At 65.0% G+C, this 24,097-nt stretch carries 29 protein-coding genes; 18 read left to right on the forward strand and 11 right to left on the reverse strand.

Annotation, left to right across the window (positions count from 1 at the left end; all coding sequences use genetic code 11):
• The first annotated feature begins 41 nt into the window (after nucleotides 1–41).
• The 11 genes from tuf (at nucleotide 42) to OXC99_05345 (ending at nucleotide 7,232) form a co-directional block, all read left to right on the forward strand.
• On the forward strand, nucleotides 42–1,232 hold the full coding sequence (gene tuf / locus OXC99_05295; protein ID MCY4624401.1) for an elongation factor Tu: 1,191 nt from the start codon (nucleotides 42–44) through the stop codon (nucleotides 1,230–1,232).
• A 7-nt stretch (nucleotides 1,233–1,239) separates the two neighbouring features.
• Complete coding sequence (gene rpmG / locus OXC99_05300) at nucleotides 1,240–1,404, forward strand: 50S ribosomal protein L33 (GenBank protein ID MCY4624402.1); 165 nt, start codon at nucleotides 1,240–1,242, stop codon at nucleotides 1,402–1,404.
• Nucleotides 1,405–1,409: 5 nt separating this feature from the next.
• A complete protein-coding gene (gene secE / locus OXC99_05305; GenBank protein MCY4624403.1) occupies nucleotides 1,410–1,655 on the forward strand; it encodes a preprotein translocase subunit SecE in 246 nt (81 codons plus the stop codon).
• A 24-nt stretch (nucleotides 1,656–1,679) separates the two neighbouring features.
• On the forward strand, nucleotides 1,680–2,279 hold the full coding sequence (gene nusG / locus OXC99_05310; GenBank protein MCY4624404.1) for a transcription termination/antitermination protein NusG: 600 nt from the start codon (nucleotides 1,680–1,682) through the stop codon (nucleotides 2,277–2,279).
• An 84-nt stretch (nucleotides 2,280–2,363) separates the two neighbouring features.
• Complete coding sequence (gene rplK, locus OXC99_05315) at nucleotides 2,364–2,792, forward strand: 50S ribosomal protein L11 (protein MCY4624405.1); 429 nt, start codon at nucleotides 2,364–2,366, stop codon at nucleotides 2,790–2,792.
• Entirely contained in the window at nucleotides 2,793–3,527 is a 735-nt protein-coding gene (gene rplA, locus OXC99_05320; GenBank protein ID MCY4624406.1) for a 50S ribosomal protein L1, read from the forward strand. It begins immediately after the preceding gene.
• A 188-nt stretch (nucleotides 3,528–3,715) separates the two neighbouring features.
• The gene (gene rplJ, locus OXC99_05325) at nucleotides 3,716–4,270 is read left to right on the forward strand and encodes a 50S ribosomal protein L10 (GenBank protein MCY4624407.1); all 555 of its coding nucleotides are present in this window, start codon (nucleotides 3,716–3,718) and stop codon (nucleotides 4,268–4,270) included.
• A 27-nt stretch (nucleotides 4,271–4,297) separates the two neighbouring features.
• The gene (gene rplL, locus OXC99_05330) at nucleotides 4,298–4,681 is read left to right on the forward strand and encodes a 50S ribosomal protein L7/L12 (GenBank protein MCY4624408.1); all 384 of its coding nucleotides are present in this window, start codon (nucleotides 4,298–4,300) and stop codon (nucleotides 4,679–4,681) included.
• Nucleotides 4,682–4,877: 196 nt separating this feature from the next.
• The gene (locus tag OXC99_05335) at nucleotides 4,878–5,138 is read left to right on the forward strand and encodes a hypothetical protein (GenBank protein ID MCY4624409.1); all 261 of its coding nucleotides are present in this window, start codon (nucleotides 4,878–4,880) and stop codon (nucleotides 5,136–5,138) included.
• A 29-nt stretch (nucleotides 5,139–5,167) separates the two neighbouring features.
• The gene (gene radC, locus OXC99_05340; protein ID MCY4624410.1) at nucleotides 5,168–5,881 is read left to right on the forward strand and encodes a DNA repair protein RadC; all 714 of its coding nucleotides are present in this window, start codon (nucleotides 5,168–5,170) and stop codon (nucleotides 5,879–5,881) included.
• Between the two features lie 55 nt (nucleotides 5,882–5,936).
• Complete coding sequence (locus OXC99_05345) at nucleotides 5,937–7,232, forward strand: MFS transporter (GenBank protein MCY4624411.1); 1,296 nt, start codon at nucleotides 5,937–5,939, stop codon at nucleotides 7,230–7,232.
• Between the two features lie 25 nt (nucleotides 7,233–7,257).
• Here the strand turns inward: OXC99_05345 and OXC99_05350 are convergent, their stop codons facing one another.
• Genes OXC99_05350 through OXC99_05360 form a run of 3 tightly spaced genes read right to left on the reverse strand, consistent with a single transcriptional unit; the run spans nucleotide 7,258 to nucleotide 10,365 of the window.
• Entirely contained in the window at nucleotides 7,258–8,133 is an 876-nt protein-coding gene (locus OXC99_05350) for a DUF1932 domain-containing protein (GenBank protein MCY4624412.1), read from the reverse strand.
• 19 nt (nucleotides 8,134–8,152) lie between these two features.
• Nucleotides 8,153–8,995, reverse strand: coding sequence for an alpha/beta fold hydrolase (locus OXC99_05355; GenBank protein MCY4624413.1), 843 nt, complete (start codon nucleotides 8,993–8,995; stop codon nucleotides 8,153–8,155).
• Between the two features lie 23 nt (nucleotides 8,996–9,018).
• Complete coding sequence (locus OXC99_05360) at nucleotides 9,019–10,365, reverse strand: MFS transporter (protein ID MCY4624414.1); 1,347 nt, start codon at nucleotides 10,363–10,365, stop codon at nucleotides 9,019–9,021.
• Nucleotides 10,366–10,505: 140 nt separating this feature from the next.
• On the opposite strand from OXC99_05360, the gene OXC99_05365 reads away from it, so the two are divergent.
• The 5 genes from OXC99_05365 to OXC99_05385 all read left to right on the forward strand — a co-directional run bounded on the left by OXC99_05365 (nucleotide 10,506) and on the right by OXC99_05385 (nucleotide 15,988).
• Nucleotides 10,506–10,643: a hypothetical protein gene (locus OXC99_05365; protein MCY4624415.1), complete on the forward strand. Its 138-nt coding sequence runs from the start codon at nucleotides 10,506–10,508 to the stop codon at nucleotides 10,641–10,643.
• Nucleotides 10,620–11,999 carry a thioredoxin-like domain-containing protein gene (locus tag OXC99_05370; GenBank protein MCY4624416.1) on the forward strand — a complete coding sequence of 460 codons (1,380 nt, stop codon included), beginning with the start codon at nucleotides 10,620–10,622 and terminating at the stop codon, nucleotides 11,997–11,999. The genes OXC99_05365 and OXC99_05370 overlap by 24 nt, the downstream gene beginning before the upstream one ends.
• A gap of 127 nt (nucleotides 12,000–12,126) precedes the next feature.
• Nucleotides 12,127–12,477: an iron-sulfur cluster assembly accessory protein gene (locus tag OXC99_05375; GenBank protein ID MCY4624417.1), complete on the forward strand. Its 351-nt coding sequence runs from the start codon at nucleotides 12,127–12,129 to the stop codon at nucleotides 12,475–12,477.
• A gap of 76 nt (nucleotides 12,478–12,553) precedes the next feature.
• The gene (locus tag OXC99_05380; protein ID MCY4624418.1) at nucleotides 12,554–13,633 is read left to right on the forward strand and encodes an aminomethyltransferase family protein; all 1,080 of its coding nucleotides are present in this window, start codon (nucleotides 12,554–12,556) and stop codon (nucleotides 13,631–13,633) included.
• Between the two features lie 27 nt (nucleotides 13,634–13,660).
• The gene (locus OXC99_05385) at nucleotides 13,661–15,988 is read left to right on the forward strand and encodes a xanthine dehydrogenase family protein molybdopterin-binding subunit (protein MCY4624419.1); all 2,328 of its coding nucleotides are present in this window, start codon (nucleotides 13,661–13,663) and stop codon (nucleotides 15,986–15,988) included.
• Here OXC99_05385 and fabL read toward each other — a convergent pair.
• The 8 genes from fabL to OXC99_05425 all read right to left on the reverse strand — a co-directional run bounded on the left by fabL (nucleotide 15,985) and on the right by OXC99_05425 (nucleotide 22,396).
• The gene (fabL, locus tag OXC99_05390) at nucleotides 15,985–16,755 is read right to left on the reverse strand and encodes an enoyl-[acyl-carrier-protein] reductase FabL (protein ID MCY4624420.1); all 771 of its coding nucleotides are present in this window, start codon (nucleotides 16,753–16,755) and stop codon (nucleotides 15,985–15,987) included. The two genes, OXC99_05385 and fabL, sit on opposite strands and share 4 nt — an antisense overlap.
• Before the next feature lie 7 nt (nucleotides 16,756–16,762).
• Nucleotides 16,763–17,509 (reverse strand): 3-oxoacyl-[acyl-carrier-protein] reductase, encoded by a 747-nt coding sequence (gene fabG / locus OXC99_05395; GenBank protein ID MCY4624421.1) that lies wholly within the window; start codon nucleotides 17,507–17,509, stop codon nucleotides 16,763–16,765.
• 19 nt (nucleotides 17,510–17,528) lie between these two features.
• The gene (gene plsX / locus OXC99_05400) at nucleotides 17,529–18,557 is read right to left on the reverse strand and encodes a phosphate acyltransferase PlsX (protein MCY4624422.1); all 1,029 of its coding nucleotides are present in this window, start codon (nucleotides 18,555–18,557) and stop codon (nucleotides 17,529–17,531) included.
• Between the two features lie 190 nt (nucleotides 18,558–18,747).
• Complete coding sequence (locus OXC99_05405; GenBank protein ID MCY4624423.1) at nucleotides 18,748–19,194, reverse strand: hypothetical protein; 447 nt, start codon at nucleotides 19,192–19,194, stop codon at nucleotides 18,748–18,750.
• Nucleotides 19,195–19,389: 195 nt separating this feature from the next.
• Nucleotides 19,390–20,673 (reverse strand): MFS transporter, encoded by a 1,284-nt coding sequence (locus tag OXC99_05410; protein ID MCY4624424.1) that lies wholly within the window; start codon nucleotides 20,671–20,673, stop codon nucleotides 19,390–19,392.
• Nucleotides 20,674–20,734: 61 nt separating this feature from the next.
• Nucleotides 20,735–21,406, reverse strand: coding sequence for a lysophospholipid acyltransferase family protein (locus tag OXC99_05415; GenBank protein MCY4624425.1), 672 nt, complete (start codon nucleotides 21,404–21,406; stop codon nucleotides 20,735–20,737).
• The gene (gene cmk / locus OXC99_05420) at nucleotides 21,399–22,079 is read right to left on the reverse strand and encodes a (d)CMP kinase (GenBank protein ID MCY4624426.1); all 681 of its coding nucleotides are present in this window, start codon (nucleotides 22,077–22,079) and stop codon (nucleotides 21,399–21,401) included. The genes OXC99_05415 and cmk overlap by 8 nt, the downstream gene beginning before the upstream one ends.
• A 41-nt stretch (nucleotides 22,080–22,120) precedes the next feature.
• On the reverse strand, nucleotides 22,121–22,396 hold the full coding sequence (locus tag OXC99_05425) for a hypothetical protein (GenBank protein ID MCY4624427.1): 276 nt from the start codon (nucleotides 22,394–22,396) through the stop codon (nucleotides 22,121–22,123).
• A gap of 155 nt (nucleotides 22,397–22,551) precedes the next feature.
• On the opposite strand from OXC99_05425, the gene gcvT reads away from it, so the two are divergent.
• Nucleotides 22,552–23,691, forward strand: coding sequence for a glycine cleavage system aminomethyltransferase GcvT (gene gcvT / locus OXC99_05430; GenBank protein MCY4624428.1), 1,140 nt, complete (start codon nucleotides 22,552–22,554; stop codon nucleotides 23,689–23,691).
• A 12-nt stretch (nucleotides 23,692–23,703) separates the two neighbouring features.
• Nucleotides 23,704–24,090 (forward strand): glycine cleavage system protein GcvH, encoded by a 387-nt coding sequence (gene gcvH / locus OXC99_05435; GenBank protein MCY4624429.1) that lies wholly within the window; start codon nucleotides 23,704–23,706, stop codon nucleotides 24,088–24,090.
• Nucleotides 24,091–24,097: the final 7 nt, after the last annotated feature.

A 24,097-nucleotide genomic window follows, 5' to 3' on the forward strand; every position in this document is an offset into this window, starting at 1 on the left:
CCGGCTGTGGGCTCCACAAAGCTGAGGAGGAGTTTTTCGCAATGGCCAAGCAGAAGTTCGTCCGGGACAAGCCGCACCTTAACGTCGGCACTATCGGTCACGTCGACCACGGCAAGACCACGCTTACCGCGGCGATCAGCTACGTCCTGGGCAAGCAGGATGACAACAAGACGCAGTTCGTGGCCTTCGACCAGATCGCCAAGGCGCCTGAAGAGAAGGCCCGCGGCGTGACCATCAACATCACCCATGTGGAGAATGAGACGGGCACCCGGCATTACGCCCACGTGGACTGCCCCGGCCACGCTGACTACATCAAGAACATGATCACCGGCGCGGCCCAGATGGACGGCGCCATCCTCGTCGTCAGCGCGCCCGACGGCCCCATGCCGCAGACGCGCGAGCACATCCTCCTGGCCCGCCAGGTGAACGTGCCCTCCATCGTCGTCGCGCTCAACAAGTGCGACGCCATGGACGACCCCGAGCTGCTGGAGCTGGTGGAGCTCGAGGTCCGCGAGCTGCTCACCCGCTATGGCTTCGACGGCGACGACATTCCGATTGTCCGCGTCTCCGCACTCAAGGCGCTGGACGACGACGCCGAGTCCATGCAGGGCATCCTTGACTTGATGCAGGCCGTGGACGACTACATCCCCGAGCCCGACCGCCCGCGCGACCTGCCCTTCCTCATGCCCATTGAGGACGTCTTCGCCATCAAGGGCCGCGGCACTGTGGTCACCGGCCGTGTCGAGCGCGGCATCATCAAGGTCCAGGACGAGGTCGAGATGGTCGGCTTCACGGACACCCGCAAGACCGTCGTCACCGGCGTCGAGATGTTCCACAAGCTACTGGACGAGGCCGAGCCCGGCGACGCTGTCGGCTGCCTGCTCCGCGGCGTGGACCGCGACCAGATCGAGCGCGGCCAGGTGCTGGCCAAGCCGGGCTCCGTGAAGCCGCACACCGAGGCTGACGCCGAGGTCTACGTGCTCACCAAGGACGAGGGCGGTCGTCACACGCCGTTCTTCCCCGGCTACAAGCCGCAGTTCTACATCCGTACCACGGACGTGACCGGTGAGATCGGTCTGCCGGAGGGCGTCGAGATGGTGATGCCCGGAGACAACATCAAGATGCGCGTCAAGCTCAGCGTCCCCGTCGCGATGGAGGAGGGCCTCCGTTTCGCCGTCCGCGAGGGCGGCCGCACGGTGGGCGCGGGCGTAATCACCAACGTGTCCCAGTAGGAGAGTCATGGCGAAGAAAGGCGACCGGAACGCCATTACCTTCCAGTGCACGGATTGCCGGGAGCGCAATTACCACAGCCAGAAGAACCGCCGGAATGACCCGCAGCGGCTGGAGCGGCGCAAGTACTGCAGCCGCTGCCGGAGTCACACCCTCCATCGTGAGGTTCGGTAGGCGTAATGGCGCGGCAAAACGTCCGTAGGCCGTCCCTGCAGCAGAGCATGAGCTCCGCCGCACAGCGGAGCATGTTCCGCTTGGGCTTCTTTGGAGAGGTCTACGCCGAGCTCCGCAAGGCTGAGTGGCCCACTCGCCAGGAGGCCACCCGGCTCACGGGCGTGGTCATCGCGGTGGCCGGCCTGATCGGCGCTATCCTTGGACTCCTGGACTTCCTCTTCAGCATCCTGGCTCGAAACACGTTGTCCTAGGGCCTTGGTGGAAGGAAGGACGCAATGACTACGCATGAAAACGTAGACCAGATGGTGGAAGACACCCAGGACACGCCCGACGAGGGGCATTGGTACATCGTCCACTGCTACTCCGGCATGGAGGACCGCGTCAAGAAGAACCTTGAACAGCGCATTGCCACCATGGACGTGCGAAACAAGATCTTTGAGGTTGTGGTCCCTACGGAAGAGGTGGTGGAGATCAAGGACGGGCGCCGGAGCCCCAAGCGGGAGAGGCTGTTCCCGGGCTACGTGCTCGTCCGGCTGAACATGGATGACCAGAGCTGGTATGTCGTACGGAACACGCCCGGCATCACCGGCTTCATCTCCGCCGACGAGGAGGGCGAGCGCAAGGCCCGCCCCGTCCCGCTGACGGAGAAAGAGGTCTATAACATCTTCAAGCGCATGGAAGACGCGCAGCCGCGCGCCAAGGTTGGGCTGGCCAAGGGCCAGAGCGTCAAGGTCGTCGACGGCCCGTTCAGCGAGTTCATCGGCGTCGTCGACGAGGTCATGGCGGACAAGGGCAAGGTGCGCGTGCTCGTGTCCTTCTTCGGACGCGAGACGCCGGTGGAGCTCGACTTCCTCCAGGCGGAACGCATCGGCTAGCAGCCGACAGGCACGGACACCGGGCGCCCGCTCGCCTCGAGAGAACTCGAAGGGCGGCCGGCGCCTCGATTTTGAGAGGCATTCATGGCAAAGAAGGTCAGGGCAATTGTAAAGCTCCAGATCCCGGCGGGAGAGGCGACGCCCGCGCCGCCAGTCGGTCCGGCGCTTGGTCAGCACGGCGTCAACATCATGGGCTTCGTCAAGGAGTACAACGCCAAGACGGCCAACCAGAAGGGCAACATCGTCCCCGTGGCCATCACGGTGTTTGAGGACCGCTCCTTCGCCTTCGTCACCAAGACCTCGCCCGCCTCGGACCAGCTCCGCCGCGCTGCCGGCGTCGAGAGCGGCAGCTCCGCGCCCCGCCGCGAGCGGGCCGGCACGGTGACGTTGAGCCAGGTGCGCGACATCGCACGCAACAAGCTGGAAGACCTCAACTCCCAGGATGTCGAGGCGGCGGTCGAGATGATCAAGGGCACCGCCCGAAGCATGGGCATTGAAGTGGTGGAGGGCTAGATGACGACACAGGCAAGCACCCGCTCCCGAGGAAAGCGCCACGACGATGCTGTCAAGCAACGCGAGCACCTTCACCCCTACCCGCCGGCGGAGGCCATCAAGATCCTGCGGGAGATGGCCCCGGCCAAGTTCGACGAGACGGTGGAGCTGCACATCAAGACCAACGCAGACCCTCGCCACGCCGACCAGCTCATCCGAAGCGTGACGCAGCTGCCTCACGGGACGGGCAAGTCCCAGCGCGTGGTCGCCTTCGTCCAGGGCGAGGCTGAGACCATTGCCCGAGAGGCCGGCGCTGACTTCATCGGCGACGCCGACCTCATCCGCAAGATCGAGCAGGAAGGCTGGGTGGACTTCGAGGTGTCCATAGCCACGCCGGAGATGATGGGGCAGATCGGACGTCTCGGCCGCGTCCTGGGCCGGCGCGGCCTTATGCCCAACCCCCGCACGGGCACCGTCGTCCAGCCGCAGGACATTCCCCGGGCCATCCGCGAGGCAAAGGGCGGCCGAGTCGAGTTCCGGATGGACCGTTCCGCCAACCTGCACATGCCCATCGGCAAGCTGAGCTTTGATGATGAGCAGCTCCTGCAGAACCTGGCGGCTGCCGTGGTGGCCATTACCGAGGCCCGCCCGGAGGCGGTCAAGGGCAACCTCTACAAGACCATTCACCTGACCTCCACCATGGGCCCCAGCCTTCGATTGAACGTCCAGGAGACGCAGGCCCTGAAGGTTGAGTAACCTCCAATTTGGAAGCGGGCTGGCACAGCCCAGGGGTTTCCGTTACAATTGTCAAGGTCGCCGAAGACCGTGGGTCGTCGAGAGGCGTAATGGCAAAGGCCCCCCACGCAGGTGGTGTGAAGTGCGCGATTCCGCGCTGCGCCCCGGTCTTCGGCCGGGGTTTTATTTTGGCAATGGGAGTGTGAGCGTTGCCGTCACAGAAGAACGTCGAGACACTGGACGACCTGAAGGAGCGGCTGTCCTCAAGCGATTTCCTCATCAGCACTGGCTTCACCGGCCTGAACGTCGCGGCGATGAACGAGTTCCGGCGCAAACTCCAGAGCCAGGGTCTGGAGTACCGTGTCGTGAAGAACACGCTCGCGACCCTCGCGGCGGAGGAAATCGGCGTCCCACAGGTTGCCCAGATCCTGACGGGCCCCACCGGCCTGATCATGGGCAAGGGTGACCCGGCTGAGGCCGCCAAGCTGCTCACCGAGCACATTCGCGCCGCGCGCATCACCATGCCGGTCAACGGCGCGATGGTCGATGGGCAGGTGCTCAGTTCCCAGCAGGTAAACGCTCTGGCCACCATGCCGCCGCGGCCCGTCATCATGGCGCAGCTCATGGGGCAGATCGCGGGGGTGGCTGCGCGGCTCGCCCGCTCCGTCAACAGCCCGGCGCAGGGCCTTGCCCTCGCCCTGAACGGCCCCGGCCGGGGCGTCGCAACCGTGCTGCAGCGGAACGCAGAGAAGCAAGCAAGCTAACAACAGAAACAAAGAGGAGGAAGGGCAATGAGCAAGGAAGAGATTCTGGACGGCATCCTTGGCCTGTCCCTGATGGACGCGGCCTGGGTGGTGAAGGAGTTGGAGGACAAGCTCGGCGTTAGCGCAGCCATGCCGGTCGCCGCGGCCGTCGCCGCTGCGCCTGCAGCCGCAGCCGAGGCCGCCGCGCCCGAGGACGAGCAGACCGAGTTCACCGTAACCCTGACCGACATCGGCGCCAACAAGGTCAACGTCATCAAGGCCGTCCGTGAGGTCACCACGCTGGGCCTGAAGGAAGCCAAGGACCTCGTCGAAGCCGCTCCCCAGGCCGTCCGCGAGGGCGTGTCCAAGGAAGAGGCGGAAGAGGTCAAGGCCAAGATCGAGGCTGCCGGCGCCCAGGTCACTGTCTCGTAGGGACGGGCGCAAGGCGGTCTATTCGCCCTTCGACAAGATAGGGGCGGGCTCAGGCCGAGCGGCACTGAAGCGAGTCGTTGGCCGCGGGCTTTCCTCATACCGGCGAATGCCGGTATGAGGAGGCGGGGGGAGCGGACAACCACGAGGGTTGCCACTACCAACGAACCGACTGGCACAAGCGGAAAGGCGGTAGCATATGAGCCGCCGTAAAGACAAAGAACGCTTTCTGGCAAACTGCCGCCAGAACCCTGACTACAAGGGGTTTCGCGGCTATGCCAACGATCCGTCGCGGTCGGGAAACACGCCTCTTGTTGCGGTGAACTGTTCCGTGTGCGGCAAGAAACGCAACGTGCCCGTTGGGGTTGCCGAGGAGCAGGGAGACGGGTACGTGTGCATGACGTGCCAGGACGAACAGACAGCCGTCGAGGCAACCGGCCCGTCGTCGCAGGCGCCATAGATGAAACGCAATGAGGGAGGACAACCACAGTGTCCGAGCTATCGCCTCCCTCCGGGTACCAGGGCAGAATCCATGACCTCCCCGCTGAGGAGCGGCCCCGTGAGCGGCTCCGCGACCAGGGGCCCGGCGCCCTGAGCAGCCACGAGCTCCTCGCAATTCTGCTCCGCACCGGCACAAGGGGTGAGGATGTCTTCACGCTCTCCAAACGCCTCCTCGCCATGCGGCAAGGGCTCTCAGGTCTCGCCCAGACCAGCTTCGGCGAACTGATGCAGCAGCACGGGCTGGGTCCGGCCAAGGCCGCCGAGGTGATGGCGGCGATGGAACTCGGCAAGCGCATCGCCTCGCTCCCCAGCGACGCTCGGGCCCGCGTCTCATCGTCGGCTGACGTCGCGCACCTGCTGCTGCCGGAGATGATGTGGTTGAGCAAGGAGAGCCTTCGCGTCCTGCTACTGAACACGCGAAACTACGTCATGGGCATCCGTGAGGTCTACAACGGCACCGTGAACTCCGCCGACGTCCGCGCGTCGGAAGTGTTCCGTGAAGCCGTCCGGGAGAACTGCAAGTCCATCATTGTGGTGCACAACCACCCGTCCGGCGACCCGACGCCCAGCCGCGAGGACGTGCAGGTTACGAGCAGGCTGCTGGAAGCGGGCAAGCTGCTGGACATAGATCTGCTTGACCACGTCGTCCTGGCCCGCGACGGATACGTGAGCCTCAAGGAGCGGCGGCTCGGGTTTCCTTAGGACCCAGCCGGCCAACATACACCCGCCTCACGGGGCAGAAAGCAGGCGCGTACCCTTGAGCACGGGACCCCTCGGCCGAAAGCGTCCCCTGCGCTACTACGGGTGGGTCATCGTCTGGATCACCGTCCTCTCCTCCGTGGCCTCCACCGTCATAGTCAATCCAACCGTTGGCGTCTTCGTCAAGCCGATGGTGGAAGACTTCGGCTGGAGCCGCTCGGTTATTGCGGGCGCCGTGGCCATCGGGACCATTGGCGGCGGGGTTGTCGCCCTGGGTGTCGGCCCCCTCATCGACAGGTTCGGCGCTCGATGGATGCTCTTCGTGAGTTTCCTCGCGATGGGCAGCCTCTTTGTTTACTGGAGCAGTGTCACGACCCTCTGGCAGTTTTATGGGGTCATCATCCTCACCCGGCTGCTGCTGCAGGGCGTCATCAACCTTACCAACCAGACCGTCCTGGCCAAGTGGTTCGTACGACTGCGCGGCCGCGCTCTGGCCTACGGCAACCTCGGACAGCGATTCGGCCAAGGCGCCGTGCCGATCATGGCGCAGACGATCATAAGCGCCGCCAGTTGGCGATGGGCTGCCGCCTCGCTCGGCTTCCTCGTATGGGGGCTTACGCTGGCGCCGGTGCTTCTCTGGATGCGTCGGCAGCCCGAAGACATGGGCCTTCGCCCCGACGGTGACCCTCCCGAGCGCCATGAGGCCACGGGCGCGCGCACGCAGGACGGCCCGACGCCCAGGCCTGAGATCCACTTCACGCTGTCGGAAGCGCTTCGGACGCGCACCTTCTACATCTTGTTGGCCGCTCTGTGCCTCACCAGCTTCGTAAACACGGGGATCAACTTCAACTTCATCCCGTACATGAGCGACCAAGGCCTGACTGAGGCTGAGGCGGTGGCCGTACTGACGATCTGGTCACTCATTGGGATCCCCGCCTCACTGGGCGCGGGCCTCATCGTCGAACGCATCTCCGCGCAGGCGGTCATCGCAACATTCCAAGTCGGCATGATTGTCGGCACGCTGCTGCTGATTGCCTTGGACAACATGGCGATTGGAGCGGTGTTTGCCGTGGTGCACGGCACGGCCTTCGCGGGCTCACTGCTTGCGCAGCAGGTCATTCTCGCCGACTACTATGGTTCGAGGCACCTCGGCGCGCTACGGGGGGTCGTCATGCCATGGCAGATGGCCACCAACGCCGTTGGCCCGCTGGCCGCCACTCTCGTCTTCGACACACAGGGCAGCTACGTCGTCATTCTGTGGATATACGTAGCGCTGCAGTCATTGGTCTTCCTGGGTTTGCTGGCAGCGAGGAAGCCCCGGCACCATTCCACGAGGGACAGCAGGGAGGGGTAGTCCGGCCAGGCGGCGCCCTTTCCGCCTACGGCCCACCATTCCCAGCCGCCGGCCGCGTCGACTCAATGATGCGCGCCGCCACGTCCGAGGCCGAGGGCGCCCCGTCCGTGTCCAGCTCCAGCGAGCCGAGCCACTGCATCCGCTCGTACGCCGCGCGGTGGATGCTCCCGTCGAGCCCCAGCGTATCGAGCATCTTTGCGACCTCCGGCATCTCCTCCGCCCGGCGGTAGGCCCGCTTCGGATTGCCGGGGACAAACCGGTCCACGAACTGCAGCACTCCCGCCATGGAGCGCGTGTACTGCGCCATCACGGTGTCGGCCACGCCGAGCGCCTCAGCCGCCAGCAGTATGTCCAGCGCCAGCGTGGAGACCCCCTTGGTCATGCCAGCGTGGCACAGCTTTGCGCCGGACGCCTGCCCGACAATCGGGCCCAGCAGCACGGTATTGATGCCGTATTCCCGCAGCGAGGCCACCTCCTGCGCGCGCGGCCCTGAAAGGTAGAAGCTCGCCCCGCCGAGGTTGCCAGGCCCGCCTACGATGCCCCCATCGACGACGTCCATCGCGTCGGCGGCCGCGTCCGCGATCTCCTGCACCGTGACCGGTGCGATGGCGTTGAACTCGCCGAACAGCGGCCGGACACCCACACGACGGGCCGCGTCCGCCACCTGACCCGCAACGAAGGGAGCGGTGTCGGATGCCAGCACCGAGAGGACCAGGTCCGACTGCCGCACCATCTCGTCAACGGAGCCCACGTCCTTGACTCCCGCCGCCTCCGCGTTTGCGCGCGTCCTTGCGCTGCGGCCCTCCAGCGTGGTCACCACCTGCGTGTGCACTCCCAGCGTCCGCGCGACGGCGCTGCCCATCTCTCCGATGCCCAGGAGGCCAATCGTGCCAAAGCTCATCCTGTACTCCTTACGAACGTCATGCCGCGGATTCTCCCAGCAGGAACGCCGTCACCTCCGCGTTGAACCGTTCCGCCTCTTCCATGTGAGGCCAGTGGCCGGCGTCAGGGAAGTAGAGGAAACGTGCCTCCGGGGCCGCCTCGGCCGCCGCGTGCGCGTGCTTCGCCGGGAACACCGGGTCCAGCGCGCCCCACACAATCATCAGCGGCATCTGCAGGTCTCGCAAGCTGTCAAGCAACCGATAGCGTCGCTTTATCCCGAAGACGTCGACGCCCTGGCGAAGCGATTTCAGCACGGCATCCCGGCCGCCGGGAAGCGACCTTGTGCGCAGCAATTCCTGAAAGAGCGCCTCAGGGTAGACCTTCCGCGGCCCGAACACCAACCGCATCATCGCCTTGGCGCTGCGGTGCGTAGGCCCTTCCAAAAACTCGCCCAGGAACGGCAGCGACATCACGCGAAGATAGCCCGCAATCTCCCGGCCGAGTCCCGCCGTGTTGATGAGCGCCAGATGCGATACGCGGTCCGGGTGATTGAGCGCCGTGAGCAGCGCGATCAGCCCGCCCATCGAGCTCCCCGCCAGCGCAGCCGTCGGCGCGCCGATGGCGTCAAGGAAGCCGAGGATGAAGGATACGCCCGCGTCCGTGGTGTACTTGATCCCCAGCTTCACGCTGTCCCCGTGGCCGGGAATGTCCGGCGCATACACCGAGAACCGTTCGGACAGCGGCCCGATGTTCTCTTCCCACGTGATGCAGGACGCCCCCAGCCCGTGGAGAAGGACTATGGGCGGCCCCTCTCCCGCGGCGGCATAGTGAATGTCCATGCCATCCACGGAGACGTGCTCGTGTCGCACAGCGGGAATCATTGCACTCGCCTTGGAGCTAGAGGTTACGAATCGCTCGGCCGAGGCGCCGTCGAGGTTACGGGGATAGGAGGGCGTCTGCAGTTATAGTACAGCAGCCCGGAAACGCCGTACAACAGCATGAAGACGAAGATGGCTGCACCGTAGCCCGATGTATCCGAGATCCATCCTGCAACGACGGGCCCGGACGCGGCGAAGGGTGTCGTGCCCATGCTGAGCATCCCCCAGAGGCGCGCGTAATGGCTGTTGCCGAAGTACTCGCCGAGGATTGCACGGTTCAACGCATGCGCGCCTTGTCCAAAGCCAAAAATGACGATGAAGACGTACACCAGCGGCAATTCATTCAGCAGCAACAGGAACAGTGAGACCGCCTCCAGTCCAACTATGATCCCCATGACCTTGCGCCGCTGGAAGAGGTCGCTGATGTAGCCTCCTGACAGCGCCCCAACAACCCCCATAGCTGCAAGAATACCCACCAGAACCCCCGCCTCGACGCCGGTGAACCCATACCGGTCCTGAAGCATTGGCGACATGTGCAGCACCATGCCTGCCTGCGCCATTTGACGGAGCGCCAGCGCGCCCATGAAAAGCCAGAACGCGTGGGCCTTGAACGCCTGCTTGATGGTGAAGTTCCTGCCCGGCATCTCGACCAGGGCGTGCGGCTTTCCGTCGGCTTGCCGGGCATCCAGCATCGCCGTCGATGCGGCCGATGGCTCCGGCGGATCGCCGTCGGGCAGCAGGCCCATGTCCTGCGGCCGGGTCCGGATGAGCTTGGTGACCGGCATGACCAAGACGAAGATGGCGATTCCCGTCACCACCGCGCCGGTTTCCCAGCCCCAACGCGAGATGATGAAGGCCAGCATCGGCGCGAGGATCACGCCGCCCATCGCCTGCGACGCCATGCCGATTCCCATCGCCCGGCCCTTCTTGCGGTTGAACCAGTTGTTGATCGCCGCCCAGTTCGGGGCAAAACCGCCGATGTTCGCCCCAAGCGACACCATGAACGTCCAAGTCACCACAAACAGCAGCAAATTCCGGGCAAAGAGGCCAAAGCAGATCATTCCCAGGCCCATGAGGAACATGCCCGTGATGATTGGCGGCCGTGGCCCAAAGCGGTCTATGAAGTAGCCGACAATCGGCGCGAGCACAGTGTTCTCCGCCCGTGCCAGCGCAATCGCCAGCGACGCGACGGTGCGGCTGATGCCCAGCGCATGCGATACGGGGTTGAAGAAGACCGTTGCGCCGTAGTTGGTGACGCCGGAGGAGAAGCCCATGACCAGGCAGTTGGCCGCAAGAATGTACCAGCCGTGGAAAACTCCCCGGCGTCTGCCATCCCAACGGGCTATGGGTTGTGGTGAGTCGCTGATTGCCATTGCTCTTTCACAATTGTGCGCGTAGGCACAACCTGCTGAGCATACCTGCTCATTGGCGCGCATAGCAAGCGGAGCGCCGGGGTGCGTTCGGCGGCGATGTGGTGCACAATGAGGGTGGCGCACTCGCCGCGGAGAGAGAAATGGCGGAAGCAACGGCAGGGGCAATCTACGCACCGGAGTTCCCGGACGGCCTGGAGTGGCTCAACACGAGTGCGCCTGTCCGCCTGGCGGACCTGAAGGGCAAGCTGGTGCTCCTGGACTTCTGGACATTCTGCTGAGTCAACTGCATGCACATACTTCCGCAGTTGCGGAAGCTGGAAGAGGCCTACCCCGAGGAGATCGTGGTGCTCGGCGTCCACTCCGCCAAGTTCCCCGCGGAGAAGGAGACCGACGCTGTGCGGCAGGCAATCCTCCGATACGACATCCGGCATCCCGTGGTGAACGACCGCGACTTCCAAGTATGGCAGCGTTACGCCGCCCGCGCATGGCCCTCCCTCTTCATCATTGACCCGGAAGGCAAGGTGCTCGGCAAGCACGAGGGCGAGTATCGCTTTGAGGACCTCGACAATTTCCTGCAGCCCCTCATCGCGGCCTACGACATCAAAGGCCTCATCAAGCGCAGTCCGACGACATGGACGTTGGAGCGCGACAAGCAGGCCGCTGAGAACGCCCTTGCCTTTCCCGGCAAGCTGCTCGCCGACGAGGCCAGCAACCGCCTCTTCATCGCCGACTCCGGCCACCACCGCATCGTCGTAGCCTCGCTCCACGGCGAGGTGCAGGACGTGATCGGCGACGGCGAACCCGGCCTGAGAGACGGAGATTACACCAACGCACAATTCAATGACCCGCAGGGCATGGCGCTCGACGGCGACATTCTCTATATCGCGGACAAGGAAAACCACGCCCTGCGCAAGGTAGACCTTGCAGCCCGGAAGGTGCAGACCATCTCCGGCATAGGACAGGCCGCCATGACCTTCATGCCTCCCGGTCCGGCCGGCGGCATGCCGTTGCGATCGCCGTGGGACGTGACCGTGCTCAACGGCACGCTCTACATTGCGATGGCCGGCACGCATCAGCTCTGGTCGATGGACCTTGCCAGCGCCATCATCGGCCCCTTCGCCGGCAGCGGACGCGAGGGCCTTAGCGACGGGCCGCTCGGGCAAGCGTGGCTCGCGCAGCCCACCGGCATCACCCACGACGGCGAGGTCCGCCTCTACTTCGCAGACAGCGAGACCAGCGCCGTGCGAGCCGCCGGCGCAGCTCCCGGCAGCAACGTCGAAACCCTCGTCGGTATAGACCTCTTCGACTTCGGTGACCGCGATGGCGTTGGGCAGCGCGCGCTCCTACAGCATGTGCAGGGCGTCTGCTACAGCAAGGGCGTCCTCTACATCGCGGACACCTACAACAACAAGATAAAGCGCGTGGACCCGCTTACCAGGGAAACCACGACACTCTTTGGCGGCACGGAGTCCGGCCTTCAGGACGGAGCATGGACAGACACCCGCCTCAACGAGCCGTCCGGCGTATCGTGCGCCAACGGCGCCCTGTACATCGCGGACACCAACAACCACGCCATCCGCGTAGCAGGCCTGGGCACGGGGCAGGTGGCCACTTTAGAATTAAAGGGACTGTAGCCGGCAAGGCAACATTGCATGCCGCCGTTGGGGATAGCATCTGACCATTGGCGAGCGTTGACAGCTTCCACCCCTCTGGCTACCATATCAATACTGCATCGGGCAGGTCATGTTTGGAGGAGGAGTTATGCCGGAGGCGGTAGCCCCACTGACGATCCACATCACGGAACGCGCAGCGAAGAAGGTAGCCTACTTCGCTGACAAGGACCGCAAGGGCGAGGAGTTCGGCCTGCGCGTGGGCGTGAAGGGCGGAGGGTGCTCCGGCCTCACCTACACGCTCTCCGTCGAGGCCGGCCCCCAAGAGGACGACAAGGTCATTGTGGACCAGGGCATCCGGCTGTTCGTCCCCAAGAAGAGCTTTGTCTTTCTGGCGGGCACAGAGTTGGACTTCTCGGACGGGCTGAACGGCAAGGGGTTCACCTTCGTCAACCCCAACGCCAAGAGCACCTGCGGCTGCGGGACCAGCTTCTCCGTCTAGCCCACACACGACGCAAACAGGGCCGCTTGTCCATGCTCCGCAGGACGGCGGCCTTTGTATATCCGAGGGAGAGGGAATGCAGCGGACACCACTCTACGAGGCCCAGGCGAAACTCGGCGCGACGTTCCGCGACGTGGCCGGCTGGGCCGCCGCCGCTGGTTTCGACAACACGGCCGCCGAGCACGATGCTGTGCGCACGGGCGCAGCCATCGCCGACACTTCGCACCGAGGGCGCATTGTCGCCCGCGGCAAGGACACGCTCGACTTGCTGAACCGCCTCAGCACCAACCTCGTTGACCCGCTGCCGGACGGCGCGGGCCAGACCACCGTCATCACCACCGGCAAGGGCCGCGTCCTCGACTGGATCACGGTGCTCCCCTGGGACGAGCGCTTCCTGCTCTTAACCTCGCCGGAGCGCCGCACCGAGGTCGCCGAGTGGATAGACATGTTCACCTTCGATGAGGACACCACGATCGAGGACGTCACGGAGGCCACCGCAATGGTCTCCATCCTCGGCCCGAACGCCGAGTCCCTCGTCGAGCAGCTTCTCGGCGTCCCGGCCGCCGCCCTTCCGCCCCTTGGCGCCGTCACGGTGTCATGGCAGGGCAGCGAGGCCCTCGTCGCGAGGACAGCGCCCGCCGGCCAGCCCGGCTTCGACGTCGTCGTGCCCGGCGAGCCGGCGGAGGCGCTATGGGATGCCGCGCTCAACCTGGGCGCGACGCCCATCGGCCGACACGCGCTCGAAGCGCTGCGCATCGAAGCCCGTGTGCCGCGATGGGGCGCGGAGTTCACTGACGACAACAATCCGCTTGAGGCGGGCCTCATCAACGAGGTCTCCTGGACCAAGGGCTGCTACACGGGCCAGGAGGTTGTCGCGAGGCTGTACAATTACCACCGGATACAACGTTTCATGGTAGCCATAGAGCTACCCGCCGACGCGGAGTGTCCTCCGGGCGCCGTCCTCATGGCCGATGGGTCGTCCGTCGGCCGCGTGACGAGCATCTCGCCCATCGCGCACGACGGTGTCCAGGAGGCGCTTGCGTCGGTCCGCTCCGGCCACGCGGCCGCCGGCAACACGTTGCACGTCGGAGAGAGCGGCCCGTCGGTTCAAGTCACATGGTCACCGGAAGAAGCTCAACAGGGCGCGGCGGCGTAGCCGCGACATAACTATTGGAGGGCTAGCATGGCATCCAACGGACACGGCAACGGCGACTACACCAACGGCTACCGCGTGGTGGGCACCCGGCCCGTGCGCCATGACGGCGTCGACAAGGTCACCGGCAACGCCCGCTTCAGCGCCGACATCAACCTGCCGGGCCTGCTCTACGGCAATGTCCTGCGCAGCCCCCACAGCCACGCCATCATCAAGTCCATCGACACCAGCCGCGCTGAGGCCTATCCCGGAGTCCGCGCCGTCATGACGGCGAAGGAACTGCCCCAGCTTTCCGGCCTCGTCGAGGACCTTGTTGAGGGATCTCTCCACAACTTCCGCTTCCTTAGCAACAACGTCATGGCCCTCGACAAGGCGCTCTACAAGGGCCACGCCGTCGCTGCGGTTGCGGCAACGAGCGCCGCAGCCGCCGAGCAAGCCCTCGAACTCATCGACGTCGACTACGAGGTGCTCCCCGCCGTCACCGACGCCCGGGAGGCACTGAAGCCCGGCGCGCCCATCCTGCACCCGCGCCTCCAGACGATGGAGACCGCCTACATCCGGGCAGGCGGCTATCGCGGCGAAGACCAGGAGGGCGAGCAGACCAACCTCGCCAACCGCTTCGAGTTCAGCATGGGCGACCTCGAATCGGGCTTCGCCGAGGCCGACGAAATCGTTGAGCGCGAGGTCCACACGTCGCCCGTGCACCAAGGCTACATCGAGCCCCACGCCGCGACGGCTCACTGGGGCCCCGACGGCAAGCTCACCATCTGGTCCAGCAGCCAGGGGCATTTCATGGTGCGTGAGCAGACCTCACGCCTCCTGAACATCCCGATTTCCCGCATCAAGGCCATCCCCATGGAGATCGGCGGCGGGTTCGGCGGCAAGCTGCTGGTGTACCTGGAGCCCGTGGCCGCGATCCTGTCCCGCAAGTCCGGCCATCCGGTCAAGCTGCAGATGAACCGCGCCGAGGTCCTCGAGGCCACCGGCCCCACTGCCGGCGCGCACATCCGCGTGAAGATGGGCGCAACCCGTGAGGGCAAGATCACCGCCGCCGAGGCCCACCTTGTCTATGAGGCCGGCGCCTTTCCGGGTTCGCCGGTGTCCGGTGGTTGCCAGTGCATGTTCTCGCCCTACGTCATCCCCAACGGCTACATCGAGGGCATCGACGTCGTTGTGAACCGCCCCAAGAGCGCCGCCTACCGCGCGCCAGGCGTCCCCGCCGCCGCCTTCGCCGTCGAGACAGTCGTCGACGAGCTGTGCGAGAAGATAGGCATCGACCCGCTGCAGTTTCGCCTCATCAACGCCGCCCGCGAGGGCGAGCGTCGCCTGACGGGGCCCGCCTTCGGCAGTGTGGGAATGTCCGACACTGTAGCCGCCGTGCAGGCCCACGACCACTACAACACGCCGCTTGAGGGCAAGTGGCGCGGCCGCGGCGTCGCTGCGGGCTTCTGGGGCAACGGCACCGGGCCGTCGACTGCCACTGCAAGCGTCAACCCCGACGGCACCGTCAGTCTCGTCGAGGGCTCGCCGGATATCGGCGGCACCCGCGCCTCCGCGTCCATGCACGTCGCAGAGCTGCTTGGGATCCCAGCTGAGGACATCAAGCCCACCATCGGCGACACTGACTCCATCGGCTACACTTCCAACACCGGCGGCAGCTCCGTCACCTTCAAGACCGGCTGGGCTTGCTATACCGCCGCCGAGGACATAAAGCAGCAGATGATCGCCCGCGCCGCCAAAATCTGGGACGTTGCCGTGGAGGATGTCCTGTACGAGGGCGGAGTCCTGAAGCACCGAACAGACAGCGCCCTGACGAAGACGTTCAAGGAAATGGCGGCGCAGCTCAACGCCACCGGCGGCCCCATCACCGGCAACGCGTCCGTAAACCCGCGCGGCCAGGGCGCCACCTTCGCGGTTCACCTCGTCGACGTTGAGGTCGACCCCGAGACCGGCAAAGTGGAAATCCTGCGATACACGGCTGCCCAGGACGTGGGCCAGCCCATCCACCCCAGCTACGTCGAGGGCCAGATCCAGGGCGGCGTCGTCCAGGGCATTGGCTGGGCGTTGAACGAGGAGTACTTCCTCGACGCCGAGGGACGGATGGTCAATTCCAGCTTCCTCGACTACAGGATGCCCATTGCGCTGGACGTTCCGCTGGTCGAGACGCTGCTCGTGACGGTGCCCAGCCCGGGACACCCCTATGGCGCGCGCGGCGTCGGTGAGGTACCCATCGTGCCGCCGCCGGCCGCCGTCGCCAACGCCATCCACAACGCCATCGGCGTGCGCATGCCGGACCTGCCGATGTCGCCGTGGAAGGTGCAGAAGGCGATTTCGGAAAGCGGCGCGGCCGTCGCCTAGAGCGTCAGCGACATCCCGCCGTCGACGACGATGACTTGGCCGCGGATCATCGCGGCTGCGTCACTGCACAGGAAGGCGACGGCCTTCGCGAGGTCTTCCGCCGTCAGCAACTCGCCGCCCGGTGTCTTGGACCGTGCGCTGGCCAGCATCTCCTCGCGATTGGGGAAGTGCTGGAGGGCATCTGTCTGCACGTAGCCGCCGGAGACGGCGTTTACCGTGATGCCCAGAGGCGCCAGTTCGACGGCCATGTAGCGCGTCACGGCTTCCAGCCCCGCCTTCGACACGCCGACTGAGAGGTAGTTCGGGAAGACGCGACCCGCGCCCAAGCTGCTGATGTTCACTACTCGCCCGCCCTCGCGCATCAGCGGGACGGCTTCCTTTGTGCACAGCCACGGCGCTTTGGTGTTGATGTTCAATGTCCAGTCCCAGTGCTTCTCCTCAAGCTCCAGCCCCGGCCGGTTCACCCCCGATGCGGCGTTGTTGACGAGGATGTCCAGCCGTCCAAACCGATCGCGCACTGCGTCCATCAGCTTGCGCACCTGCGCCGGCTCGGCCAGGTGCGCCGCCACGCGGATGCACCGTACGCCGAGCCCCTCAATCTCCTCCTGCGCGGCGCGCGCCTCCGCGTGATTGCGGAAGTAGTTGACCACGATGTCCGCGCCGAGCGTTGCAAGCTCGCGGGCGATGACGCGTCCGATGCCTCGCGACGCCCCGGTGACGAGCGCAACTCGCCCGGCGAAGGGTTTTTTGCGTTCGGGAGAGGTCATACCGGTCCTAGGAGATCACCAGGCCGCCATCGACGGCGATGGCCTGGCCGGTGATGTAGCTGGCGGCGTCAGAGGCGAGGTAGCCCACGAAACCCGCAATCTCTTCCGGCATCCCGAATCGCCCCATAGGCACCCGGTCCATGATGTATTTTTTCAGCTCCGGCGGCAGGGCTTCGACGATGTCCGTCTCGACGTATCCGGGCGCGACGCAGTTGACGGTGACGTTGCGCGACGCCACTTCCTTGGCCACGCTCTGCGTGAACCCGACCATGCCCGCCTTCGCAGCCGCGTAGTTCGCCTGCCCCTGGTTGCCGCGAAGGCCCACCACGGAGCCGATGTTGATGACCCTGCCCCACCGGCCGCGCACCATCGTGCGGATGCCCGCTCGCGTGCAGAGGAAAACGCTCCGCAGGTCCAGATTGACCACGCTGTCCCAGTCGTCGTCGGACATGCGCATCAGGAGCGAGTCCTTGATGATGCCCGCGTTGTTCACCAGCACCTCGACGGGGCCGAAGGCCTCGGCCGCCTGTGTGAACAGCCGCTCCACGTCCTCTACCCTGGTCACGTCACACTGCAGCGCCACGGCCTTCGTGCCGGCTTCCCTGACGCGTTGCACCACTTCTTCAGCGGCCTCCGCGTTGCTGACGTAGTTAACGACAATGCGCATGCCTTGCGAAGCAAGTTGAAGCGCAATCGCCCTGCCAATTCCCCGTGATCCCCCAGTGATCAGGGCTACTCTACCGTCAGATGACAAGCTCGTTCTCCAGTCTTTCCTACTCCGCGGTGCGCGTCCGCAGAGAGTTCAATTCCTCTTCCATCTTCCCGGCAAGCCCGGTCTCACACACGCGGACGGCCGTGTGTACCGCACGCGATATTCCGTTCGCCCTTGCCCGCCCATGACCGACGATGACGTTCCCCTTGATGCCGAAAAGCGGCCCGCCCCCGTTGTACTCAATGCGGTTCAGCAGGTAGTAGATGTCCTGGCCTACAGCGGCGGCGTCGGCCTCGGATAGATGCGAGGCGAGCCGGCCCGTCACGTAGCGGGCAAGGTCCTCGCCAAGCCCCTCGATGGTCTTTATCAGGATGTTGCCTACGAAACCGTCGCACACCACGACGTCCGCCTTGTCGCTGCCAAGGTCGTGGCCCTCGAGGTTGCCGACGAAATTCAGCCCGCTGGCCTGGAAGAGGGGGAAGGCTTCCCTGGACTGCCTGTTCCCCTTGCCCTCCTCCGTGCCCACGCTCAGGATCCCCACCCGTGGGTCCGTCACATCCAGGTACGTGCGGCTGAACGCGACGCCAAGCGCCGCGAAGTCCACCAGTTGCGACGGCCGACAGTCAATGCTGCTGCCCAGCTCCATGAAGACGGTCGTGGGCGCGTAGCCGAGGATCGGCCCCCCAAGCGCCGGACGTTCCAGGCCCTCCATCATGCCGAGCAACAGCGCACTCGCGGCCATCGCCGCGCCGGTGGAACCCATTGTGACGAAGGCGTCGGCAATGCCTTCCTTCACCATGCCAACTCCCACTACGGCGGAGGCCTTCGGCTTGGCGCGCAATGCCTGCAGCGGCGATTCGCTGTCCAGTATTACGCCCTCGGACGGGATGACCTTGATGGGCAGGCCACCGCCGCCCTGGCGGTCCACCTCCGGTTGCACGGCGTCGGCGTCGCCGACCAGCAGCACGGCCACGCGGCCTCGTCCCTCAGTTACGGCGGCCACAGCGCCCGCTACCGTCTCCGGCGGCCCGTAATCACCGCCCATCGCGTCGAGCGCAATACGCAGGGGTTGTCCGGGTGAATTCGTCATCGGCTCCTCTAACAGCAGGCGGCCCTGCTAAGTCAATGATGCGCGGATTATACGAAGGGCCGGTCAGGAAAAGCAAGAAGGGCGCCTGACGCACACTTCTCTCACTACGAAGTACGGCGCAAGCGCTGTGACACGCTTGCGCCGCCGAGTCCACATGACAAGCCGCTCACGATGGCTCGTTCGCGGCCGCCTAGCCTTCAGTGATTCTCTCGCCCTCGACCTGAAAGAGGCCGGACAAGCCATAGAAGCGACGCGGGGTCTCTGCGGTATCGTAGCAGTGATCTGACAGTCCAATCCCTTGGCCTGGGAAAGCAAGCTGGGCTTGGACACTGATTTCGCCCGACCTTAGGAGCCCGCCCAGGTGCCTGTCCGCGGCCGTCCCGTTCGCGAGCGTGCCGGCGAAAATGTATTCGTCGGGTTCAAAGTCAATCACCGTGCCGTCCGCCAAGCTGCCTGGGTCGGTTGTGGTCCATTCGCCGTCATAGAAGTCCAGGTAGTCGTCGGCGACCCAGTTCCCGTTGGCCCAGTATACGGGGAAGCCCTCACCGTACACCTCAGGGTTGGTGTAGGTGTTGTCTCGTGCGTCGACGTCAAGGGTGCTGCCCAACACGCGGAATTGGTCTGCGTACGCAGCCAACGCGACTACTACTTTGTCGCGAGTGCTTCCACTTCTGACGCCCTTTGTGCTGGATGAGGGGTGTTTCGCAGAAAAGGCCTCGCTTGACTCGACTCTAATCGGGTCACTGCCGGACGAGGGGTTCAAGTCTATTTGGACAAGGCAATAGCCAAGCTCAGGGAGGTTGAAGGCGGAGGCGATATGCGTGGAGCGCCCCTACGCCGAGGCCCGTTCCAGCGCCTGCTGCGTCGTGACGCCGACGATGCGGATCTGGCGCAGCAGCAGCACCGTGAGCGCCACCACCGCGACGACCCCCCCGCCGAGAGCCACGGCAAACTGCGGGCTCACCCAGTCAGCCACGAGACCCGCCTGCAACGCGCCCAGTGGCAGCATGCTCCATGTGAGGCTGAAGATGCTGAATACTCGACCACGGAGCTGATCCGGCACGAGCGCCTGCAGCGATGTTTGCACCATCACCATGTAGAAAGTGGTCGCCGCGCCGCCGATGAACAGCGCCACCAGAGAGAAGATGTAGTTGGTCGACACCGCAAATGCGATGACCGTCGCGCCGAAGACCACCGCGCCGCCAACCAGCCACAGCCCCTTATTGCGCGATTTGCTCATCGCCGCCGCCACAAGCGCCATGATTATTGCCCCGCCGCCCGCAACCGCGTGCATCTGTCCGAGGCCTTCCGGCCCCACGTTCAGGATGTCCGTCGCGAAGATGGGCATCAGGATGACGAAGGACATGCCGAAGAAGCTGTTGAGGAACGACAACCCAATGAGCACTGCGAAGACCTGGTTCTTGACCACGTACCCAATGCCCTCAATCAGGTTCTGCACCATGCTGCCGCGCGCGGCCCGGGGGATGGGCGGCACGCGCACCATCATCATCGCACCTGCCATCAGCACAAAGCCCGCAACCGCCAGGAACAGCGCCGACCCGGCGCCGGGCCCTGCGATCAGGGCCCCGGCTACCAACGGGCCGATTACGCGCGTCCCCTGCCACACGATGGAGTTCAGCGCGACGGCGTTCATCAGGTCCTTCCGTGCGATGAGGTGCGGGTACAGCGCCTGCCGTGACGGGTTGTCGAACGCCTGCGCCCCCGCGATAAAGAAGGATATCAGCAGCAGATTCCAGAGGGTGGCCATGTCCATCGTCACGAGCACGCCCATTACGGTCAGCAACACTGCGATGGTGATCGACACCAGGATGATGAGCAGCCGCTGGTCGAAGCGGTCGGCAATGACGCCGCCGTAAAGGTTCAGGAGCACCGTGGGCACCGCCGTCACCCCGCCCAGGTAGGCCAGCGCCTTTGGGTCGCCCGTGATGTCCCAGACAAGCCATCCCTGGATGACTAAGAGCATCTGAAATCCGGTGACGGAGAAGAGGAGGCCGGTGAAGTAGAGGCGGTAGTTGCGGTGCTGCAGCGCCGAGGTCACGGTTGCGAGACGCTCTTTGAGGGCGGGTTTCCGTTCAGACGTGGTCTGGGCTTCCATCTATGCTGTCTCGCGCGAACGCCCGGTGGGTGTAGGGCCGCCTGAGGCGCCGCGGCCGCCATTAAGTCGCTGCGTCCGTCCCTGGCTGGGCGTTCCTCCCGTAGACGCCATGATAGCGTTCAGGAAGGCAGGCCGCAATCCGCAACATAACGCTGTCCATCAACTCCTTGAGACGCTCCGGCTCCAGCCTGCCCTTCACGTCCGGCAGCGTAAACGGCTCACCGATGGTCACGGCAATGTTCCCCGTCGGCACCGCGACGCGCCAGATGGGCCCGACGCTCTCAGACCCTGCGATGCCCACCGGCAGTATCGGCGTTTGCGTCTTGATGGCCATCAGCGCGACGCCCGGCACGCCCTCACGCATGCCTCCCTCCGGGTGCCGGTGTGACTCCGGGAACACGACGACAGCGCGGTCCTCCCGCAGCAGCTTGCGCATCCACAGCAGCGCCTCAATGTCCTTGCCCTGCTCATCCGGGTTCAGCGCATAGGCGCCGTACGCGCGCAGGAACGTCCCGATGAGAGGCTTGAACAGCCCCCGCTTGGCGATGAAGTTCAGCCGCCGCGGCAGGCTCGCGCCCAGCAGCGGCGGGTCCAAGTTGCTTATGTGGTTCGCGGCTACCAGCAGCGGCCCCGCCATAGGCACGTTCTCCGTACCCGTGACGGACCAGTTAGCGAAGAGCCGAAGCGCCCCGCGCATCATCGAATTGGATACGGCGTACGTCTTGTCAGGCATTCCCACTCCGCTCCCCTGCCATCTCCAGCACCCTCTCGACGACCTGCTCTATTGTGAGGCTGTCCGTATCAATGACCACCGCGTCCTCTGCAGGTTGCAGCGGCGACGCCTCCCGGCTCGAGTCGATGTGGTCGCGCTCCCTCAGCGCCGCCTCCACTGCCTCCAGCGAGGTCTCCTTGTCCGTGCCCAACCGCTCCGAGTGGCGGCGCTTTGCCCGCTCCTCAACGCTCGCCTGCAGGTACGCCTTCACGTCCGCGCGCGCCAGCACCACGGTCCCGATGTCGCGGCCAACCATGACGATGGCCCCGTCCGCCGCCACGGCCTGCTGCTTCGCCACTAGCACGTGCCGTACGCCCGCGACGGCCGCCACGCGGGACACGACGCCTTCAACGTCAGGGCCGCGCAGCTTGTCGGTCACATCATCGCCGTCCAGCAGCACTCGCGTGCCCTCCGGCGCGTCGCCCAGCGACAGATCCGACGCGACCGCGCAGGCCGTCAGGGCATCGTCATCGGTAAGCGGAACATCGCCGCGGAGTGCGGCGAGGGTAACGGCCCGGTACATGGCGCCGCTGTCGAGGAACCGGAACCCCAGCGCGTCGGCGACACGCCGTCCAACAACGGTCTTTCCGGATGCCACGGGCCCGTCAATCGCGATGGTGGTGACCGTAGGCACCGTACCTCTTTCGCGTGAGGATGAGATCTGCCGGGACGCCCCTATTGCTCAGCGTCCTCCAACCGGGCTTTGACGTCGTTGTAGTCCAGTGTGATCATCCGGATGAACACGTTCCAGGTCGCCACCGCGCTGACGCCCACGATGAACGCGAACCAGATGGTGAGGCTCCAGCGCAGCTCATCCCGGCCGATGTTCGCGTCGATGACTGCCGGGATGGCGCCGAAGCCAACAAGAATGGCGAGGTTGACAATGGTGAATCTGATCGGGCACCCGGGGCTGTCATGCAGCCAGCGGTGTAGCCTGTAGCGCCAACTCACGGGTCCTCCTTGCAGCTGTTTGGCCGGAAACAGACCATTTCTAGCGAAACAGCATAGCGGACTGAACGCGAGCGAGCAAGCCGAGACAATGGGCCTCATTGACACGTCCTTTTGCGGCTTCATACGATGGATGCAACTGGTAATTGGAGCACGCCGTGAACTCCGACTCCGCCCCGCTGCTGCGCACCCCCCTCTACGATAGCCACGTCGCCGCCGGCGGGCGGATGGTCCCCTTTGCAGGATGGGAGATGCCCATCCAGTACCACAGCGTCATAGCCGAGGTGAAGGCAGTCCGCAGCGACGTCGGCATTTTCGACGTTTCCCATATGGGCCGGCTGAACATCTACGGCTCCGGAGCGGCCTCGTTCATGGACAGCCTTGTCACCTTCAGCGTCAAGACGCTCGCAACAGGGCGGGCGCGCTACGGTTTTATCCTCTCCGACAGCGGCGGCATCCTCGACGACGTCATCCTCTACCACACCCAGTTCGATGACGGCAGCGACTTGCTGCGCCTCGTCTGCAACGCGTCCAATCGCCTCGCCGTGATCGGGTGGATGGACCAGAATGCAGCAACATTCCCCGGCGTCACCTTCAACGACCACACGTACGAGACCGCGCTCATTGCCATTCAGGGCCCCCGCGCTTTGGAAGTCGTCGACGGCCTCTGCATCGGCGACCCCGGCCCCTCCGCGCTACGGCCCTTCGCCGCGGACACGTTCCCCTTCGCCCTTGGCGACGGTGTTAGAGCGGAGGGATTCGTAGGCCGCACCGGATACACGGGAGAGGACGGCGTCGAGATCGCCATCGACGCCGCGCATGCGCCCCGGTTGTGGGAGGCCCTCACCGCCGCCGGTGCAGTCCCCTGCGGTCTCGGGGCCCGCGACGTCCTGCGACTCGAGGCCGGTCTGCGCCTCCATGGCTCGGACATAGACCTCACCACGACGCCTCTCGAGGCCGCGCTTGAACGCTTTGTGAACATGGACAAGAACATCTTTCACGGCCGCGACGCGCTCGAGTTGCAGGAGGAGGACGGTCTCCGCCGCCGTCTCGTGGGTTTCCGGCTGCTTGGCGGAGGTGTCCCGCGCCACGGCTGCGCTGTACTCCATGAAGGCCACGCCATCGGTGAAGTTACCAGCGGCACATATTCGCCAATCCTTGACACTGGTATTGCCATGGGATACGTTCCGGCTGACCACACTGCACCGGGCCAATCGGTACAGATCGACCTGCGCGGACGGCTTGTTGAGGCGGAAGTCTCGGAGCTTCCTTTCTACCGGCGTCCTAAAACCAGCTAATTGGAGCACACCATGACTGAGCACCCCAGCGAGTTGCGCTACACCATCGAGCACGAGTGGGTGCGTGTCGAGGATGACGGCACGGCAACCATCGGCGTGACGTTCTTCGCGCAAGACCAGCTCGGCGACGTCGTCTACATCGTCCTGCCTGCCGTCGGCTCTATCCTGCAGGCGGGAGCGAGGATGGGCGAGATCGAGTCGGTCAAGTCTGTCTCCGACCTCTTCGTCCCGGTCAGCGGCGAGGTCATTGATACCAACCAGGAGGTCATCGATCACCCGGAGCGCGTCAATGAGGACCCGCATGGCGCAGGGTGGATGCTCCGCGTCAGGATGTCTGACCCGTCGGAAGTTGATCGTCTGCTCACCAACGAGCAGTACGACAGCGCAATCGCAACCTAGAACGCAG

Source organism: Chloroflexota bacterium (assembly GCA_026713825.1).
Lineage (GTDB): Bacteria > Chloroflexota > Dehalococcoidia > Lucifugimonadales > UBA1127 > UBA1127.

Excerpts from the sequence above, each read along its gene's own strand:
- OXC99_05380 (MCY4624418.1), top strand. The coding sequence starts at position 12,554 with ATGCAGCGGACACCACTCTACGAGGCCCAGGCGAAACTCGGCGCGACG.
- OXC99_05350 (MCY4624412.1), bottom strand. The coding sequence starts at position 8,133 with ATGAGCTTTGGCACGATTGGCCTCCTGGGCATCGGAGAGATGGGCAGC.
- gcvH (MCY4624429.1), top strand. The coding sequence starts at position 23,704 with ATGACTGAGCACCCCAGCGAGTTGCGCTACACCATCGAGCACGAGTGG.
- rplK (MCY4624405.1), top strand. The coding sequence starts at position 2,364 with ATGGCAAAGAAGGTCAGGGCAATTGTAAAGCTCCAGATCCCGGCGGGA.
- OXC99_05410 (MCY4624424.1), bottom strand. The coding sequence starts at position 20,673 with ATGGAAGCCCAGACCACGTCTGAACGGAAACCCGCCCTCAAAGAGCGT.
- secE (MCY4624403.1), top strand. The coding sequence starts at position 1,410 with ATGGCGCGGCAAAACGTCCGTAGGCCGTCCCTGCAGCAGAGCATGAGC.
- rplA (MCY4624406.1), top strand. The coding sequence starts at position 2,793 with ATGACGACACAGGCAAGCACCCGCTCCCGAGGAAAGCGCCACGACGAT.
- OXC99_05355 (MCY4624413.1), bottom strand. The coding sequence starts at position 8,995 with ATGATTCCCGCTGTGCGACACGAGCACGTCTCCGTGGATGGCATGGAC.
- OXC99_05415 (MCY4624425.1), bottom strand. The coding sequence starts at position 21,406 with ATGCCTGACAAGACGTACGCCGTATCCAATTCGATGATGCGCGGGGCG.
- OXC99_05365 (MCY4624415.1), top strand. The coding sequence starts at position 10,506 with ATGGCGGAAGCAACGGCAGGGGCAATCTACGCACCGGAGTTCCCGGAC.
- OXC99_05375 (MCY4624417.1), top strand. The coding sequence starts at position 12,127 with ATGCCGGAGGCGGTAGCCCCACTGACGATCCACATCACGGAACGCGCA.
- nusG (MCY4624404.1), top strand. The coding sequence starts at position 1,680 with ATGACTACGCATGAAAACGTAGACCAGATGGTGGAAGACACCCAGGAC.
- plsX (MCY4624422.1), bottom strand. The coding sequence starts at position 18,557 with ATGACGAATTCACCCGGACAACCCCTGCGTATTGCGCTCGACGCGATG.
- tuf (MCY4624401.1), top strand. The coding sequence starts at position 42 with ATGGCCAAGCAGAAGTTCGTCCGGGACAAGCCGCACCTTAACGTCGGC.
- OXC99_05335 (MCY4624409.1), top strand. The coding sequence starts at position 4,878 with ATGAGCCGCCGTAAAGACAAAGAACGCTTTCTGGCAAACTGCCGCCAG.
- OXC99_05385 (MCY4624419.1), top strand. The coding sequence starts at position 13,661 with ATGGCATCCAACGGACACGGCAACGGCGACTACACCAACGGCTACCGC.
- rplL (MCY4624408.1), top strand. The coding sequence starts at position 4,298 with ATGAGCAAGGAAGAGATTCTGGACGGCATCCTTGGCCTGTCCCTGATG.
- fabL (MCY4624420.1), bottom strand. The coding sequence starts at position 16,755 with ATGACCTCTCCCGAACGCAAAAAACCCTTCGCCGGGCGAGTTGCGCTC.
- OXC99_05360 (MCY4624414.1), bottom strand. The coding sequence starts at position 10,365 with ATGGCAATCAGCGACTCACCACAACCCATAGCCCGTTGGGATGGCAGA.
- rpmG (MCY4624402.1), top strand. The coding sequence starts at position 1,240 with ATGGCGAAGAAAGGCGACCGGAACGCCATTACCTTCCAGTGCACGGAT.